We start from the raw sequence: 16,937 nt of genomic DNA, 5'->3' as shown, positions 1-16,937 counted from the left end.
GTTGCTGTCTCGCCGCCAGCCGAAGGAGTCCTCGATGATGCGACGACGCGCTTTCTCCACGCTCGGGATGAGCGAGGCCTCCCTCGTCGAGGTGGTCGCCCTGGCGATGGAGTCCGGCTGGACCGGCGTCGAGGTCGGCTCCGCCGACGACCGTGCCGTGAACGTCCATCTCTCCGCCGCGCAGCGCGCGGACGCCCGTGCCGTCCTCGCCGAGGTCGATCGCGTATGCCTCGCCACCTACGTGAACGTCGCCGACCCCGCCGCGACGGATGCCGATGTGCGGGCGCGCCTCCGCGCGGAGGCCGACCTCGCCCGCGACCTCGGCTTCCCGGCGATCCGCGTGTTCCCCGGCGGCGCGGACGATGCCGTCCTGGTGCGCCGACTGCGCGCGGCGGCCGGCGTCGCGCGCGAGACCGGGGTGGACCTCTGGCTCGAGACCCACGACTCGCACCCGACCGGCCTCGCCGTGGCGCGGGTCCTCGACGCCGTCGACGACGAGCACGTCGGCGCGATCTGGGACATCGCGCACCCGTGGGTCGCGGGGGAGCCCGTCTCGACGACGATCGCGCTCCTCGCGCCGTGGCTGCGGCACGTGCAGGTGAAGGATGTCGTCGGACGCGGCGACGGACGTCCCGTGCTGCCCGGTGCGGGTGGCATCCCGCTCGACGAGATCCTGCTGCAGCTCGACGCCCGCGGATACGACGGCCATCTCAGCCTCGAGTGGGAGCGCCGGTGGCATCCCGAGCTCCCGCCCCTCCGGGACGCGCTCGCCGCCGCCACCGCATGGCTCGACGCGCATCCCGTGCCCGAGCGGATGCCGGTCGTCGGCGTCGAGGGGGCGCTCGCCGCCCTGACGCTCGACGAGAAGATCACGCTCGTCACGGGCCGCGACTTCTGGTCCACCGCCGCCGTGCCGCGCATCGGCCTCCGGCCCCTCGTGCTCTCGGACGGACCGGTCGGGCTGCGCGGCCCGACGATGGACGAGCGGCAGCCGTCCGTCGTGTTCCCGTCCGCCGGCGCCCTCGCGGCGACGTGGGATCCCGCGCTCGCGCGCGACGCGGGACGCGCCGTGGCGGACGAAGCGGTGCGCCACGGCGTCGACGTCGTCCTCGGACCCACCGTCAACCTCCACCGCAGCCCGCTCGGGGGCCGGACGTTCGAGTCGTTCTCCGAGGACCCGGTGCTCTCGGGAGAGATCGCCGCCGGGTACGTCCGGGGTCTGCAGGACGGCGAGGTGGTCGCCTGCCCCAAGCACTACGTGCTCGGCGACTCCGAGACCGAGCGCATGACGGTGTCCGTGGATGCCGATGAGCGCACGCTCCACGAGCTCTACCTCGAACCCTTCCGCGTCGCCCTGGAGGCGGGGGCGGGGGCGATCATGAGCGCGTACAACGCCGTGGACGGGGTCACGATGAGCGAGAACCGTCTCCTGGACGACCCGCTCGTCAGCGCGTGGGGATTCGACGGCGTGGTCGTCTCGGACTGGTCCGCGGTGCGGTCGGTCGCCGCCGCGGCGGCGGGGCAGCACCTCGAGATGCCCGGGCCGCGCGGCGCATGGGGCGCAGCGCTCCGCGCCGCCGTCGAGGCGGGCGACGTGCCCGAGGCGATCCTCGACGAGAAGGTCCGGCGCATCCTGCGTCTCGCCGAGCGCACCGGCGCGCTCGGCGGTGGACTCCGGCCGCGGCTCTCGTCGGTCGACCCCGGCGGCCCGGCGCGCACGGTGCTGACGCGGGGCGCCGTGCTGCTGCAGAACGACGGCATCCTTCCCCTCGCCGGGACGCCCGACGCGCCGCTGCGCGTGGCCCTTCTCGGGCCGGGCGCGACGCGTCCGCGCGTGCAGGGCGGCGGGAGCTCCGAGGTGTTCCCCGTGCGCGTGTCGACACCGGCCGAGGCGCTCGCGGCGGAGCCCGGCATCCATCTCACCGTCGTCGACGGGACCGCGTCCGATCGGGTGGAGCCGTTCGAGGCCGACGAGCTGCGTGCACCCGACGGGACCGTCGGCGCCGTGCGCGCGCGGCTGTTCGACGGCGACGGCGCCGTGCTCTCGGACGAGCGGCGGGAGACCGCGCGCGTGATCTGGCTGGGCGACCTGCCCGACGCCGCACGTCGGTTGGAGATCGAGTTCGACGTCGTGCCGCCGCATTCGGGGCTCCTGCGCCTGGGGATCGACGTCCCGGCCGCGGGCACCCTCTCGATCGACGGCGTCCCCGTCGCCGCCGCGGACGGCGGAGCGCGCGTCGAGGGGGCGCACATCGCGCACACCGACCCGCTCGGCGTCGCGATCGACGTCGTCGCGGGGCGGGCGATCCGCGTCCGCGTCTCGGCGGAGGCGCCGGAGGACCTGCCGCTGCGGATCCTCGACGTCCGCCTCGGCCGCGCGTACGCGGTCGATCCCGCGTCCGCGCTCGAGGCCGCCGTCGCCGCGGCGCGGGAGGCGGACGTCGCGATCGTGTGCGTCGGCACACCCGCCGGAGGAGAGTCCGAGGGGCACGACCGCACCGACCTGACGCTGCCGCCCGAGCAGGACGCCCTCGTCGCCGCCGTCCTCGCGGCCCACCCACGCACGGTCGTCGTCGTGGCCGCGGGCGCGCCGGTCGAGATGCCCTGGCGTCACGACGCGGCGGCGGTGCTGCTGACGTGGTTCGGCGGGCAGGAGCTCGGCGCGGCGCTCGCGGACGTCCTGCTCGGCCGCGAAGAACCCGGCGGACGCCTCCCCACCACGTGGCCCGCGCGCCTCGAGGACGCCCCGGTCTCGGACGTGGTGCCGCGCGACGGCATCCTGAGCTATCGGGAGGGCCTGAACATCGGGTACCGCGCGTGGGCGACCGCGGACGCGGCACCCGCTTACCCGTTCGGGCACGGACTCGGGTACACGGCGTGGGCGCTCGGTGCCGTGCGCGTGGAGGAGGGCCGTGACCGTCTCTTCCTCGTTGCGGACCTCACCAACACCGGTCGTCGCCGTGGACGGCACGTCCTCCAGGTGTACCTGTCCCGCGGCGAATCCGCCGTGCATCGACCGCCGCTGTGGCTGGCGGCGTTCGCCGCGGTCGAGGCGGACGCGGGCGTGCGCAGCACGGTGCGGATCGAGATCCCGCCGCGCGCGTTCGCGCACTGGTCTCCGGCCGCGGGCGCGTGGACGACGGAGCCCGGGGAGTTCACCGTGTCGCTCGGTTTCTCGGCCGACGACGTCCGCTGGAGCGGGCGGGTCCAGCCCCTCGTGGGTGCCTCCCTCGGCAGCATCGTGACGGGGGCCGGCGCATGACCCGGCGTCCTCGTGTCCTGCTGTCGATGTGGGAGGACGTCGTTCCCGAGGTCTTCCCGCCGCGCCTGCGGGACGCACTCCACCGCACCGTCGACCTGCTCGACGACCGGCCACTGCACTCCCTCGACGACCCGGTCGCCGAGCACCTGCCGGAGGCCGAGCTCCTCCTCACCAGCTGGGGGGCGATCCACGTGGACGACGACCTCCTCGCCCGCGCGCCCCGGCTCCGCGGGATCTTCCACGCCGCCGGATCGGTGAAGAACGTGGTGGGCGATGCCGCGTGGCGCCGGGGACTCGATGTGACCTCGGCCGTGCGGGTCGGTGCCGCCCCGGTCATCGACTACACGGTCGCCATGGTGATGCTGAGCGCCCATCGTGCGCTGCCCCTCGCGCAGGAGTACCGGCTCGGGGGGTTCCCGCCGGTGCGCGGACGCCGCGGACGTTTCGGCCTGCGGATCGGCGTCGTGGGGGCGTCCGCGATCGGTCGCGGGGTGATCCAGCGGCTCGTCGCCGACGGCTGGGACGTCGCCGTGTACGACCCCGTCGTCGACCCCGCCGTCGTGCGGGCGATGGGCGCGCGGCAGCTCGAGCTCGACGAGCTGTGCGCCCACAGCGACATTCTCACGCTTCATGCGCCGAGCCTCCCCGGCACGCGCGGCATGATCGACGCGCGGCGTCTCGCGCTGCTGCCCGACGGCGCGACACTCATCAACACCGCGCGCGGAGCCCTTCTCGACCACGATGCCCTCCGCGCCGAATGTCTCAGCGGACGCCTGGACGCCGTCCTCGACGTGACCGAACCCGAGCCGCTGGCGCCGGGAGACATCCTGCTGAGCCTCCCGAACGTCGTGTGCACACCGCACGCCGCGGGCGTCCAGGGGAGCGAGATCGGCGAGATGGGGGCGTTCATCCTCGATGAGGTGCAGCGCTATCGCGCCGGCCAGCCCCTCACCGGCGCGGTCGATCCGGGGCTGCTGCCGACGCTGGCCTGAGGCCGGGTCCCGCGCGGCCCGCCCACGCCCCACCTCCTTCACCGATAAACGCGATCGACGGCGGGAAACGGCGCGACGTCGCGTTTCCCGCCGCGGATCGCGTTTATCGCTGAGGGGACTGCTCGGCTCACGGCATCCGTCGCCCTCAGAGGGAACTCCCGCCCGCGCACCCCTGTCGGGCGCGGGCGGGAGCTCCGGTCTGTGGCGTCAGGGGCGCGGGACGAGGACCTCGTGCCGGTCGGCCGGGGTGAGCGTGACCGTGACCTTCCCGTCGCCGCCCACCGTGAGGTGACGGACCGTCCCGTCGACGGTGACGTCGATCGCCCCGGGTGTGAGCTGCCCGACCACGAGGTCGGCCCCCGGCAGGTCGTCCGGCAGCACGCCGACGAGCGAGATGCGGATGTCGCTCGTCTCGACCTCGAGGCGGAGGTTCCGGCGACCGCCCTGGACGGCCACGCTGACTCCCGCCACGACGGCGGACGCGGCATCCACGACGGTCAGGACGCTCGGGTCGGCCGAGGAGGAGGCGCGGCGGACGACGAGCGCGCGCGCGTCCGCCTGGGCGCCCGGCGTCGAGAGGCTGCCGCGGCCGTCGGTGGTCGTCGCGACGGCCACCGTGTCGATCCGTCCCGGGCGCGTGAGGTCGGCGCTCAGCTGCCCGCTGGCCGTCGCCGACGTGAGCGTCGCGGCGTCGGCGGCGGACCGCTGCGGCACGAGAGCCGCCGCGAAGTGGGCCGCGGTGGTCGAGGGGACGGTCGACCGCCACGTCGTGCCGAGCACCGCCAGTGTGTCGGCCGCGTGCGAGTACGTCGCGCCGCTGTCGGGCGAGGCCTGCAGGTAGCGCGCGGTCACGGTGCTCGAGCCGATCGTCTGGGCGATGTCCGACCCGCCGGTGACGTCGGTCACGGTGCCCTTGCTGTGGAAGAGCGAGTGGATGTCCTTCGCGGTCCCGGCCGTCACGTCGTCGACGATCACGGCGGTCTGCCGGTCGAGGAACGCGATCGTCCGACGCGCCCGCGTGATCCCGGAGGTGCTCGGCGCGGCGTACAGCCCCGTGACGTCGGCCGCGATGATCGTGTCGTCGCCGAGACTGCACACCGCGGGGATCGACGCGCGATCGCGCATGTCCGTGTAGGGCTGCATGAAGCCGGTCCCCCGTTCGCCGGCCTGCCCCACATCGCTTCCGGCGACGATCGCGTTCGTCTGCTTCGTGAGGTAAGCGCCGTAGGGGGCGTAGGAGCCGAAGACGGCTCCGCCGAACGACATGCTGAAGTGGCCGCCGTCGGGGTGGTCGTGGCCGACGTTGATGTAGGTGGCGTTGGGGCCGAGGCGGTCGCGCCACTGGTTCAGGCGCCGACCGCCCATGACGCCGGCCTTCACGTGCAGCGAGACGTCGGTGCTCGCCCATCCGGACCGGGATGCCACGACCCCCAGGTCGCTGTACAGGCGTGTGGTCGGCCGGTCGTCGAGCCCCGTGGCGGCGAGGGAGTCGTCGAACCACAGCAGATTCCACGCGTTGTAGAAGAACGACGTCGCACCGGCGGACCCCGAGGTGTACAGCCGATGCAGGAAGTCCTGGACCTGCTCGTCGCCGTACTTGCCCGCGATCCGCCACAGGAACGGGTTGAAGTAGTACTGGCTGCCGTCGGTGTCGCCGTACCAGAACTGCGCGGGGTAGCCCGGCAGTGACATGTCGACCTTGAACGAGGCCATGCCGGGGAGCTCGGGCTCCGCCCACAGGTCGCCCCCGCCGATCCCGTCGAAGATGTCGACCGCGCGGACGATGTGCTCGTTGCCGTAGTTCGCGTACGTGATGCTCTCGTGCTGCGACCCGTCGGGCGAGATCCAGGTCAGGACGTGACGCAGCTGGGAGCGCGCGAACTCGAGGCGGTAGTCGTCGCTCTCTCCGGTGTCGGACGCCCCGTCGCCGTGGATCGCGGCGGCGGCCGCGGTGATGCCGTCGACGCGGAAGTGGCGGTGGTTGGGTTGCGGGTCGTTCTTCCAGTAGGCATCCGTCGCGACCGAAGTGTTGCCGAACTGTTCGATCAGGCGGTCGGCCTGCAGGGCGAGCTTGTCGCGGATGGTGGCGCGCTCGGCGGGGGAGAAGAGGTCGTAGCACCAGTCGTAGGCGATGGACACGCCGATGAGGCCGGCGGCGGCACCCATCGACCCGCCGTTCTCCCCGCCCCATTGCGGCCGTGTGGCCGGGTCGCAGACGTACAGCGTCCAGTTCCGCAGCTTCGTCGAATAGGTCGAGTTGCCGGTGATGAGGTACGCCATCGCGAGCTCGGGCAGGGTCCAGTACACGGTCTGCCACTGCCCGTCGTCGCCGTTGCCGGTGATCGTTGGGAGGGCCGCGCGGCCGTTGGCGTAGCTGATCAGGCTGTTCACGAACGGGGCGTAGGCGGGCGCGGCGGCGCGGCGGGCGAGCTCGGTCAGCGACACCCGCGTGCCGAGGATCAGGCGCGGGTGAACGCCCGCGAGGGCCGGGTCGATGAGCCCGCCGGCGGCGGGGACGGTGCCCAGGGCGGGGCGGTTCAGGCCGCCGCCGAGCGCGGCGCCGGCCGCGACGGCGCCGACGAGCGACCCGAGCAGCATGGAGCGCCGCGAGAAGTCACGACGGGGAAGGGGAAGGGACGGCTCTGTCACATCAAGTCCTTAGTCGCAGAAACAATGAGGATTTGTTGCGCAAACTAGCGCGAACACGCGCCGTGGGTCAAGAGATCCGCGAGCCTGAGTCGCCGAGATTCGTCGCCGCGCGGCGCGCGGAGGCGACAGATCTCGGCGACCCACGCCGCGGTCAGGCCGGGGGCGGTGGGGTCCTGCGGGCGCGGCCCGCGGCCAGACGCGCCGCACCGGCGAGGATCCGCGGGACGAAAACGTAGACCGCCGGCGGAACGACGATCACGGTCACCAGCGCCGAGCGGCCGACGGTCTCCAGAACGTTCGCCGACGGGGACAGCAGCACGTTCACCAGCGCCACCTCCGGGAAGATGACGCACCAGGTGACGAGGGCGCGCAGGTGCACCGACGGCGGTGACGGAGCGGATGCCTCGGTCACCGGCATCCGCTCCTCATCCCTGGTCCTCCTGGTGACGCTCGAGCGGCACGCCTTGCGCGGCCTGCGCCTCGCTCGCTGAGGCGGGGCCCCGGAGGATCCGCGCGATGCCGACGGCGAGGAGTGCGCCCGCGAGGGGTCCGACGACGTACGCCCAGTAGCCCGTGAAGTCGCCCGTCGCGACGGCCGGACCGAGGCTGCGGGCCGGGTTCATCGACGCCCCCTCGAACGGGCCGCCCATGGTGCCCCACGCGATGATGTAGCCGCCGACCGCGAGCGGGACGAACGGCCCGTTCAGCTTCGGGCCGTTCGCCATGTTCAGCACGAGGAGCACGAGCCCGCACGTCAGGACGGCCTCGAAGGCCGCGGCCTGCCACTCCATGCCCGGCTGAGGTCGGGTGGCGGCGAGGTTGCCGCCGTCGCCGGCGAAGAACCTCGCCAGTAGGGAACCCGCGCAGGCGGCCGCCGCCTGCACGAGCCAGTAGAACAGCGCCATCACCCAGCCGATGTCACCGCGCAGGGCGAAGGCGAAGGTCACCGCGGGGTCGAAGTGCGCCGAGATGTCGCCCAGGAAGAACACCGCGACCATGAGCCACAGGCCGGACACGGCCGAGAGCACCAGCGCGAGCTGCCACCCGCCCGCCGGGCCGCCCCAGCGCGTGATGATCGCGGCACCTCCGGACAGGATGAACGTCAGTCCGCCGACACCGATCGCCTCCGACATCAGGCGGCGGGCCCGGTGACGGGGGTTGGTCCAGTCGGCGTAGGCGCGCTGTCCGCCGATCGAGGCGATGAACGCCTCCTTGCCGATCTCGCGGCGGTGCGCGGTGTTCGTGGAGGTGGCCATGTCCGCGTGCCTCGCCTCAAGCCCCGCCGACGCCGGAGCCGACCATGTGGCCGGGCACGACGACCGCGTCGAACTGCTCGGCGGTGACCTTGCCGGAGGCCAGCGCCGCCTCCCGCAGCGTCGTGCCCGAGGCGATGGCGTGCTCGGCGATGTGCGCGGCGTTCTGGTAGCCGATGACCGGGCTCAGCGCGGTGACGAGCATGACGCTGTCGCCGACGTACTCCTCGATCTTCGGGCGGTTCAGCTGCGTGCCCTCGACCGAGTAGGTGAGGAACTTCTCGCATCCGTCGCCGAGGATCCGCGCCGAGTGCAGGAAGTTGTTGATGATGATGGGGCGCATCGCGTTGAGTTCGAAGTTGCCCTGGGACCCGGCGAACGCGACCGCCGAGTCGTCGCCGATCACCTGGATCGAGATCATCACGATGGCCTCGCACTGGGTCGGGTTGACCTTGCCCGGCATGATCGACGATCCCGGCTCGTTCTGCGGCAGCAGCAGTTCGCCGAGACCGCAGCGCGGACCGGATGCCAGCCACCGCATGTCATTCGCGATCTTCATGAGCGCGACGGCGACGCCCCGGAGGGCTCCGTGCGCCCGCACCATGGCATCCAGCGATCCCTGCGCCTCGAACTTGTTCGGGTTCGTGATGTATTTCTTCCCGGTGAGCGAGGCGATCTCGGCGGCGACGTTCTCCGAGAACCCCGCGGGCGCGTTCAGGCCGGTGCCCACCGCCGTCCCGCCGAGGGCCAGACGCAGCAGCCCCTCCCGGGCGTGCACGATCTCGCGGATGCACTCCTCGAGTTGGGCGGCGTAGCCCGACCATTCCTGCCCGACCGTCAGGGGCACCGCGTCCTCGAGGTGGGTGCGGCCGATCTTCACGACCGACATCCACTCCGCCGACTTGCGGGCGATCTCGCGGTGCAGGGCCCGCAGGCGCGGCAGGAGCCGTTCGTCGATCTCGGTGATCGCGGCGATGTGCATGGCCGTGGGGAACGAGTCGTTGCTGGATTGGCCCATGTTCACGTCGTCGTTGGGTCCGATGGGGACCTGGCTTCCCAGAACCCCGCCGAGCAGCTGGATGCCACGGTTGGAGATGACCTCGTTCACGTTCATGTTGCTCTGCGTGCCCGATCCGGTCTGCCACACGTAGAGCGGGAATTCGGCGTCGAGCCGACCGGCGATCGTCTCCTCCGCGGCTTGGACGATGACCTTCGCCTTCCAGTCCGGCAGGCGGCCGGCCCGCTGATTGACGAGCGCGGCGGCCTTCTTCACCACCCCGTACGCGCGATAGACCTCGATCGGCATGTGGTCGTGCCCGATCGAGAAGTGCTGCAGGGAGCGCTGGGTCTGTGCACCCCAGTAGTGCTCGGCGGGCACCTCCACCTCGCCCATGCTGTCGAATTCGGTGCGGGTGCCGATGGCATCCAGGCCGATGGGAACGTCCTGGTAGGTCGGCGCGGTCGTGGTGCTCATCGGGGGGATTCCTCTCTCTCGCGTGCCCGGCGACCCGATCGGATCGTCACGGGCCGAAGCTACGGCGGGGTGGGGCGGCGGGTCTCGGCCATGCGTCCCGATGTCGCTCGACGTCTGTCGAGCGGGCGGTCAGCGCAGCGGGACGATCCCCTGAGGGCCGCGCGGGAAGGTGCGCAGGACGTCCTCGGGGATGTTGAGGTGCTGCGAGACGAGCGCGGGAGGCACGTGCGCGAGCCAGTTGGCGAGCGAGACCTCTTCGTAGCGGTCGCTGCGGAACACCTCGAGGAACTGCAGCACGTCGTCGCCGGTGTTCTCGATGTAGTGGCCCAGGTTCCGGCGGACGACGCCGACGTCTCCCGCCCGGAAGTCGGTGGTGTTCGCGTGCGGCCCCGTGTTGAACACCGTCATCCGGGCCGAGCCGCGGAGGTAGTACTGCCACTCGTCGGCGTTCGGATGCCAGTGCAGTTCGCGCATCGACCCGGGTTCGACCGTGACGAGAGCCGTGGCGACGGTCGTCGCGACGCGGAAGTTGGTGCTGTCGGCGATCTGGATGCGGCCGCCGCTGTTCTCGTGCACGGGGGTCGAACGCGACAGTCGGAAGATCACGGGCTCGTCGCCCCATTCGACGCCCGCGGCGGCCTGGTCGGTCTCGAGGTCGCCGGGCTCGTCGCCGGGGAAGATCCACAGGTTGTGCAGCGGGATGTCCGCGAAGACGCTCTGCGCGACGCCGAAGTTCTTCGCCAACACCTCCGGAGGGGTGTGCGCGAACCAGTCGGTGAGAAGGAGCGTGTTCGACTCGGACTGCGAGCCGTCGTCGAAAGCGAGCACGAACTCCGCGCCGTCGGGGCCCAGGCCCTGCAGCGAATGGGGGAGTCCGGGCGGGAAGTACCAGAGGTCGCCCTCCTCGACGTCCTCGACGCTCGGCAGTCCGCGGCGGTTCAGCGTGGTGATGCGGCAACGACCCCGCGTCATGACGGCCCACTCGGCGGTCTGGTGCCAGTGGAGCTCGCGGATGCCGCCGGCCTCGAGGTACATGTTGACGCCCGAGATCTCTTCGGAGACGGCGAAGTCCTGCTGCGTCACTTCGCGCGCCCACCCGCCGCGTTGGATGCGGCGGGGGGAGATGTTGAACGACGACCAGAAGAACGGCTGCGTCGACACGTCGGTCGCGGGCGGGTCGATCTGGTTCGGGAACTGCGCGGCGAGCTCGGGGTTCTGCGGCCCCGACATCGTCAATGACGCCGCGTCGTCGGCGGCGTTCACCGCGCCCTCGGCGGGCAGGTCCGGATCGCCGAAGCGCGGGGCATCGTGGTTCGGGGCGGTCGGGGTCGTCATGACGGTCTCCTTCGTCGCGGTTTCTGCGGTACCGACAGGAGACACCGGCGCGCGGGCGCGGCGATCAGACGGATGACCGAAGCTCGTTCGGCATCCGGAGGGAAGCCCGGAAAGGGACGGAAAAAGCCCCGGCCGGAGAAATCTCACGACCGGGGCTTGTCACTGTCTCAACACAGTGTGCGCCCGAAGGGACTCGAACCCCTAACCTTCTGATCCGTAGTCAGATGCTCTATCCATTGAGCTACGGGCGCAGGGCCTCCGCGCGAAACGGCGCGCAGGCCGTGGTCCAGCATAGCCCGGACCCGCGTCGAGGTCTAATCGGCGCCGGAGGCAACGCATCCCGGGCGTGGCGCGCGAGTATCCGGACGGTGACGCGCGCGCGACGTACGCTGGACGGATGAGCGCCTACGTCTCGGCGTTCGAGCTGTTCTCCATCGGTGTAGGACCCTCGAGCTCCCACACGGTCGGCCCCATGCGGGCCGCCGCAGAATTCGCCGCACGCCTGCGCTCCACCCGAGCGCTCGACCGCGTGGCATCCGTCTCGTGCGCCCTCTACGGGTCGCTCGGCGCGACCGGGATCGGGCACGGCACACCGGATGCCGTCGTCGCGGGCCTGCAGGGGCTCGAGCCCGAGACGGTGGAGCCGGATGCCGTGCGCCGGGCGTGGTCGGACTGGCCCGATGGGCAGACGCTCGCGCTGGCCGGGAGCCATGGCATCCCGTTCTCGAAGAGCGACATCGTGCTGGCGCCGCGCACGCGGCTGCCCGGACACCCGAACGCGATGACGCTGTTCGCGCGCGACGCCGACGGCGCGATCCTCGCCGACGAGACCTATTACTCCGTCGGCGGAGGGTTCATCCGCCGGGACGGGGAGCCGCCGCGGGTCGCCGCAGCCCCCGTGCCGTTCCCCTACACCGACGCCGCGACGCTGCTCGCGCTGTGCGACGAGCACGGCATCACCATCGCCGAAGCCGCGCGGCGCAACGAGGAGGCGCTGCGCTCCGACGAGGAGATCGCCGAGGGGCTCGACAGGATCTGGGATGCCATGGCCTCCTGCGTGAACGCCGGGCTGCAGAGCGACGGCGTGCTCCCCGGCATCCTGAAGGTCAAGCGGCGGGCGTCGGTCATCCGCGCGCAGCTCGAGGAGATCCAGGCCGAAGGGCACCGCGAGCTTCCCGGGGAGTGGCTCGGGGCCTTCGCGCTGGCCGTGAACGAGGAGAACGCCGCCGGCGGGCGCGTCGTGACGGCTCCTACGAACGGAGCGGCCGGCATCCTCCCCGCTGTGGCGATGTACTGGTGGCGCTTCCTCGCGGATTCCGGGCTCGGCGTGGGGAACGCCGTCACCCCGCACGGGGAGCTCGTCGGCAGCGCGCTGCTCGGGTTCCACGGGCACGCCGCGACGCGCGCCGAGGCATCCGGGTGGGACGACGCGCAGGTCGCCGAGGCGAACCGGCGCCGTGGCATCCGTCGCTTCCTCCTGACGGCGGCGGCCCTGGGGTCACTGTTCAAGAACAACGCCTCGATCTCGGGAGCCGAGGGCGGATGCCAGGCCGAGGTCGGCTCCGCGTGCGCCATGGCCGCGGGCGGGCTCACGGCGGTCATGGGCGGGACGAACCGGCAGATCGAGAACGCCGCGGAGATCGCGATGGAGCACCACCTGGGGCTCACGTGCGATCCGGTCGGCGGGCTCGTGCAGATCCCGTGCATCGAGCGCAACGCGATCGCGGCGTCCACCGCTGTGACCGCAGCCCGCCTCGCGCTGCGCGGCGACGGCACGCACTACGTCTCGCTCGACACAGTCGTCGAGACGATGCGGCAGACCGGCATCGACATGTCGACGAAGTACAAGGAGACCAGCGAGGGCGGCCTCGCGGTGAACGTCATCGAGTGCTGACGCAGGGCGGCGGCGTCGCACCGCGCGCCAGTGTCCGAGACACGCCGATGCGGCGCGCGCGGAACGGCGTGTCCTGGACACTCGACCCGCGAAACGCCGGGCGCGTCAGCGCGTGTCGCGGAGCTTCGCCGTCAGCGCGTGGAGCTGGGTGAGCTCGGCGTCGTCGAGTCGCGCCATGCGCTCGGCGATCGACGTCGCGTGCGCGGCGGCGAGCTGCCGGAACGCCGCGGCGCCGGCCTCGGTCGCCGTCACGAGCGAGCCGCGGCCGTCCTCGGGGTCCGCGCATTTGGTGAGCAGGCCGCGGGCGACCATGCGCTCCACCAGGCGCGAGACGCTGGGCTGACTGATGAGCATGTTCGCCGTGACGTCGCGGAGGCGTGCGGTCATTCCGCGGCGACGCGTCACCGTCAGGAGCACGTCGTACTCGGCCTGCGACAGCTCCGTGCCCTCGAAGTCGTTCCGCAGATCCTCGAACACCTCGTGCTGCGCGCGGAACAGGCTCTCCCAGGCGCGGACGGCGAGGCGGCGATCGGTCATGCACTCAGGGTAGGGCGTTCTGACCCGACGGGGGCGGAGCCACGTCCATGTCGCTGAATACAGGAAGGGCCGGTCGAAGCGGCATCCGACCGGCCCTCTGCACCAGAGTGTCCTGCAATCACATGTCGGCAACCGCCACAGCAAAACAGTTACCGTGCGACGACTCTATAACGGTGAGGTAACGGAAGGGAAGAGGTTTCCGTGACCTTTTCGTGATCGCGCCGGCTCAGCGTCCGCGCACGTGGTTCCACTGCGTGATGACCTCGGAGCCGTGCTCGAACCCGAGCTCGCTGACCGCCGACGTCCCCAGCACGAAGTACTTCCCGCCCGCGGCCGTCAGGCCGAGCCACGTGCCCGCGAGGGCGCGGAGGAAGTGCGAGTGCGAGAACAGCAGCACCTGTTCGCCGGCGCGTACGCGCGGGCGCAGCTCGTCGAGGAGGGACTCGGCGCGGGCCGTGACCTGCGCGACCGTCTCGCCGGGGGTGGCGCCCGCGGGGGCGCCGGCCTGCCAGATGGTCCAGTCGTGGCCGAGCCGAGCGCTGATCTCCGGGGTCGTGAGGCCCTCGTAGGCGCCGTAGTCCCACTCGACGAGGCGCGGCTCGATCTCGGCCTGGGGGTACCCGGCGCGGGCCGCGGTCTCGACCGCACGCGCGAGGGGGCTCGTCAGGACGAGATCCCAGTGCCGTGTCGCCAGCAACGTACCGGCGAGCTCGGCCTTGTACGCGCCGGTCTCGGTGAGCGGGATGTCGGTGAGCCCGGTGTGGCGGCCCGTGCGGCTCCATTCGGTCTCGCCGTGGCGCACGAGCACGAGGCGCCCGTCGGGGTCGGTCAGATCCTCGTCTTTCACGTCCCCATCCTCCCGCGTTCCGACCCGGCGGTCGCCGACGGCGTCGAGAACGGACGAAGGGCCGGTCGAGGAGTCTCGACCGGCCCTTTTCCCTGCACCAGAGTGTCCTGCAATCACATGTCGGTGGCTGCCACAGCAAAACAACCACCGTGCGATGACTCTATAACGGTGAGGTAACGGAGCGGAAGGGGATGCCGTTATCTTTTCGTGACTTCATAGCTGCTTCATCAGTTCGCCCCTCGCCGTCACGACAGCCAGGTGTTCCAGCCGACCCTCACCGGCGACGTGACGGTCGAGGTGCGGCTCTCGACCGCCTCGCAGGACGGGCCGTACAGCGTCTCGGTGCCCGTCACCGTGACGGTGTAGACGCCGTACTCTCCGTTGCCGGTCTGCCCGGGCGGGATGTCGATGGTGATGTCGTTGCCGAGGCCGGCCGTGAGACTCGCCGAGAACGACGTGCCGTACGTCGCGGACATGCTCGCGAGCTTGGCGTCCAGGCTCACGTTCGCGCTTCCGCTGACGCTCGCCTCCACCGTCGCGGACGCCTGGGCGCTGAACGTCGTCGACGCCGTCGACCCGGTGCCGTTGTAGTTCGACTGGGGCGGCCCGGCCGAGACGAGCGACTCGGCGCTCTCGGTCTCCGGGCTGAACAGCCACTGGCCCGACTCCTCGCACGCGGCCTGAGCGGGGAGCGATCCGGCGGTGAGCATCGCGGTGATCAGTCCGACCGAGGCCGCCGTGCCCCCGAGCAGGCGGCGCCGACGGCGGGGGGAGCGGGTCTCGGTTGCGGTGGTCTGGCTGTCGGTCACGATGTCTCCGATCGTCGTGCGGATCCGAGGATCCGTCGTTCGTTCTGCCGACCGCCCCGTCGTCTGTGCGGGACGCGTTGCGTTCGACGTTTCTCCGCCGACCGGCTCGGATCAACCGGCCTCGCGAGTTGGGAGCGCTTTCATGGCACGACTCTCATCTTCCGCTGGATGCGGGGTGTGAGCCTTCTGGACAAGGTCGGTGAAGACGCCCGATGCGATCAGGGGAGTGGTTCGCTTCCGCCACTGTCCAGGCGGCGCGGCGGGTCGGCTCCGGCTCCTCGGCCGAGGGCTTCCCGGCATCCGTTAGCCTGACGTGCGCCGCGATTCGGGCCGAGGGTCGAAAGGTCGGCTGTGCGAGCCCCGGGTCCCGGTCTCTCCACGATTGCGAGTCCACATGACAACCTCCCCGGGTTCGTCCGCCCTGCCCACTGGGACCCCTGCCACGACGGCGCCGCCGCGCACTCTGCGGCGCGCGATGGATGCCAGGCATCTCGTCATGATCGCGCTCGGCGGGGTCATCGGGTCGGGACTGTTCCTCAGCTCGGGGTACACGATCCACCAGGCGGGCCCGCTCGGTGCCGTCATCGCGTACCTGCTCGGCGCGTTCGTCGTCTGGCTGGTCATGGTGTGCCTGGGCGAACTCGCCGTCGTCTACCCCGTTTCGGGATCCATCCACGTCTATGCGGCGCGCACGATGGGGCCCGCGACCGGGTTCGCGACCGCGTGGCTGTACTGGCTGTGCTGGGTGGTGGCACTCGGGTCGGAGTTCACCGCGTCGGGGATCCTCATGCAGCGGTGGTTCCCCGGCGTGGACGTCTGGGTGTGGTGTCTCGTCTTCGCGGCGGTGCTGTTCACCCTCAACGCCATCTCGGCGCGGGTGTTCGGTGAGACGGAGTTCTGGTTCTCGCTCATCAAGGTGCTGGCGATCGTGGCTCTCATCGTGCTCGGCGGCCTGGCGATCTTCGGGTTCACCCCGCTGTCGTCGTCGCCCCACGAGGCCGTGCTGTTCAGCAACTTCATGACCCCCGAGGGGCTGCTGCCCGCGGGGCTCGGGGGAGTGCTGATCACCTCGCTCGCGGTGTTCTACGCCTTCAGCGGCGCCGAGCTGGTCGGAGTCGCCGCGGGCGAGACCAAGGACCCCGGTCGCAACATCCCGCGCGCACTGCGCTCGACCGTCCTGCGGCTGCTGGTGCTGTTCGTGCTCTCGATCACGGTGATCGCCGCGCTCCTCCCGTACGAGCGCGCCGGTCTCAGCTCGAGCCCTTTCGTCGACGTCTTCGAATACGTCGGCGTTCCCTACGCGGCGGACATCATGAACTTCGTCGTGATCACGGCACTGCTGTCGGTCGGGAACAGCGGACTCTACTCGTGCGCCCGCATGCTCTTCTCGCTCGCCGAGGAGGGCTACGCGCCGCGCGCGTTCACGCGCCTGACGCGGCGTGGCATCCCGATCATCGCGCTCCTGGTGAGCCTGGCGATCGGACTCGTGTCGCTGATCTCCAGCGTGGTCGCGGCCGAGACGGTCTATCTCGTGCTCGTGTCGATCGCCGGTTTCGCCGCGGTGGCCGTGTGGATGTCGATCGTGGCGGCGCAGTTCTTCCACCGCCGCCAGTTCCTGCGGCGCGGAGGCGACCTGTCCGCGCTGGCGTACCGGACGCCGTTCTACCCGGCCGTGCCGATCCTCGCGTTCGTGCTGCTGACGGCCTCGATCGTGGCCATCGCCTTCGACCCCGCCCAGGCGCCCGCGCTGTACTTCGGCATCCCGTTCGTCCTGCTCTGCTACGGGTACTTCTGGGTGCGCTACGGCCGCCGCGGCGCGCGCCCGGTCCCGCTGGACGAGGAAGCGCCCGTCGACTCGCGCGAGTGATCTGCGACGCGCGTGCGG

12 protein-coding genes and 1 tRNA gene are annotated in these 16,937 nt (G+C 71.5%); 4 read left to right on the top strand and 9 right to left on the bottom strand.

The window, feature by feature from the left end; genetic code table 11:
* The first annotated feature begins 34 nt into the window (after positions 1-34).
* Both BGO45_RS07045 and BGO45_RS07040 read left to right on the top strand, forming a co-directional pair.
* On the top strand, positions 35-3,262 hold the full coding sequence (locus tag BGO45_RS07045) for a glycoside hydrolase family 3 C-terminal domain-containing protein (RefSeq protein WP_292692128.1): 3,228 nt from the start codon (positions 35-37) through the stop codon (positions 3,260-3,262).
* Positions 3,259-4,254, top strand: coding sequence for a hydroxyacid dehydrogenase (locus BGO45_RS07040; protein ID WP_076495058.1), 996 nt, complete (start codon positions 3,259-3,261; stop codon positions 4,252-4,254). Before BGO45_RS07045 ends, BGO45_RS07040 begins: the two co-directional genes overlap by 4 nt.
* Positions 4,255-4,461: 207 nt before the next feature.
* Here the strand turns inward: BGO45_RS07040 and BGO45_RS07035 are convergent, their stop codons facing one another.
* The 6 genes from BGO45_RS07035 to BGO45_RS07010 all read right to left on the bottom strand — a co-directional run bounded on the left by BGO45_RS07035 (position 4,462) and on the right by BGO45_RS07010 (position 11,216).
* Positions 4,462-6,903 (bottom strand): hypothetical protein, encoded by a 2,442-nt coding sequence (locus BGO45_RS07035; protein ID WP_292692126.1) that lies wholly within the window; start codon positions 6,901-6,903, stop codon positions 4,462-4,464.
* Positions 6,904-7,054: 151 nt separating this feature from the next.
* The gene (locus tag BGO45_RS07030) at positions 7,055-7,321 is read right to left on the bottom strand and encodes a hypothetical protein (protein WP_292692124.1); all 267 of its coding nucleotides are present in this window, start codon (positions 7,319-7,321) and stop codon (positions 7,055-7,057) included.
* Between the two features lie 7 nt (positions 7,322-7,328).
* The gene (locus tag BGO45_RS07025) at positions 7,329-8,159 is read right to left on the bottom strand and encodes an MIP/aquaporin family protein (RefSeq protein WP_292692122.1); all 831 of its coding nucleotides are present in this window, start codon (positions 8,157-8,159) and stop codon (positions 7,329-7,331) included.
* A gap of 16 nt (positions 8,160-8,175) precedes the next feature.
* A complete protein-coding gene (gene fumC, locus BGO45_RS07020) occupies positions 8,176-9,576 on the bottom strand; it encodes a class II fumarate hydratase (RefSeq protein WP_366515026.1) in 1,401 nt (466 codons plus the stop codon).
* 183 nt (positions 9,577-9,759) lie between these two features.
* Complete coding sequence (locus tag BGO45_RS07015; protein WP_292692118.1) at positions 9,760-10,965, bottom strand: cupin domain-containing protein; 1,206 nt, start codon at positions 10,963-10,965, stop codon at positions 9,760-9,762.
* 178 nt (positions 10,966-11,143) lie between these two features.
* Positions 11,144-11,216, bottom strand: a tRNA-Arg gene (locus BGO45_RS07010).
* Positions 11,217-11,362: 146 nt separating this feature from the next.
* Here BGO45_RS07010 and BGO45_RS07005 point away from each other — a divergent pair.
* On the top strand, positions 11,363-12,859 hold the full coding sequence (locus BGO45_RS07005) for an L-serine ammonia-lyase, iron-sulfur-dependent, subunit alpha (protein ID WP_292692116.1): 1,497 nt from the start codon (positions 11,363-11,365) through the stop codon (positions 12,857-12,859).
* Positions 12,860-12,964: 105 nt separating this feature from the next.
* Here the strand turns inward: BGO45_RS07005 and BGO45_RS07000 are convergent, their stop codons facing one another.
* The 3 genes from BGO45_RS07000 to BGO45_RS06990 form a co-directional block, all read right to left on the bottom strand.
* The gene (locus tag BGO45_RS07000) at positions 12,965-13,396 is read right to left on the bottom strand and encodes a MarR family transcriptional regulator (protein WP_076495158.1); all 432 of its coding nucleotides are present in this window, start codon (positions 13,394-13,396) and stop codon (positions 12,965-12,967) included.
* A gap of 226 nt (positions 13,397-13,622) precedes the next feature.
* Complete coding sequence (locus BGO45_RS06995) at positions 13,623-14,243, bottom strand: histidine phosphatase family protein (RefSeq protein ID WP_292692115.1); 621 nt, start codon at positions 14,241-14,243, stop codon at positions 13,623-13,625.
* A 245-nt stretch (positions 14,244-14,488) separates the two neighbouring features.
* On the bottom strand, positions 14,489-15,052 hold the full coding sequence (locus BGO45_RS06990; protein WP_292692113.1) for a hypothetical protein: 564 nt from the start codon (positions 15,050-15,052) through the stop codon (positions 14,489-14,491).
* 475 nt (positions 15,053-15,527) lie between these two features.
* On the opposite strand from BGO45_RS06990, the gene BGO45_RS06985 reads away from it, so the two are divergent.
* Positions 15,528-16,919 carry an amino acid permease gene (locus tag BGO45_RS06985; protein ID WP_292692111.1) on the top strand — a complete coding sequence of 464 codons (1,392 nt, stop codon included), beginning with the start codon at positions 15,528-15,530 and terminating at the stop codon, positions 16,917-16,919.
* Positions 16,920-16,937 lie beyond the last annotated feature (18 nt).

This window comes from Microbacterium sp. 71-36 (genome assembly GCF_001898305.1).
GTDB lineage: Bacteria > Actinomycetota > Actinomycetes > Actinomycetales > Microbacteriaceae > Microbacterium.
Note: the sequence above shows the minus strand (reverse complement) of the source record. Positions and strands in the feature narration are given on the sequence as shown.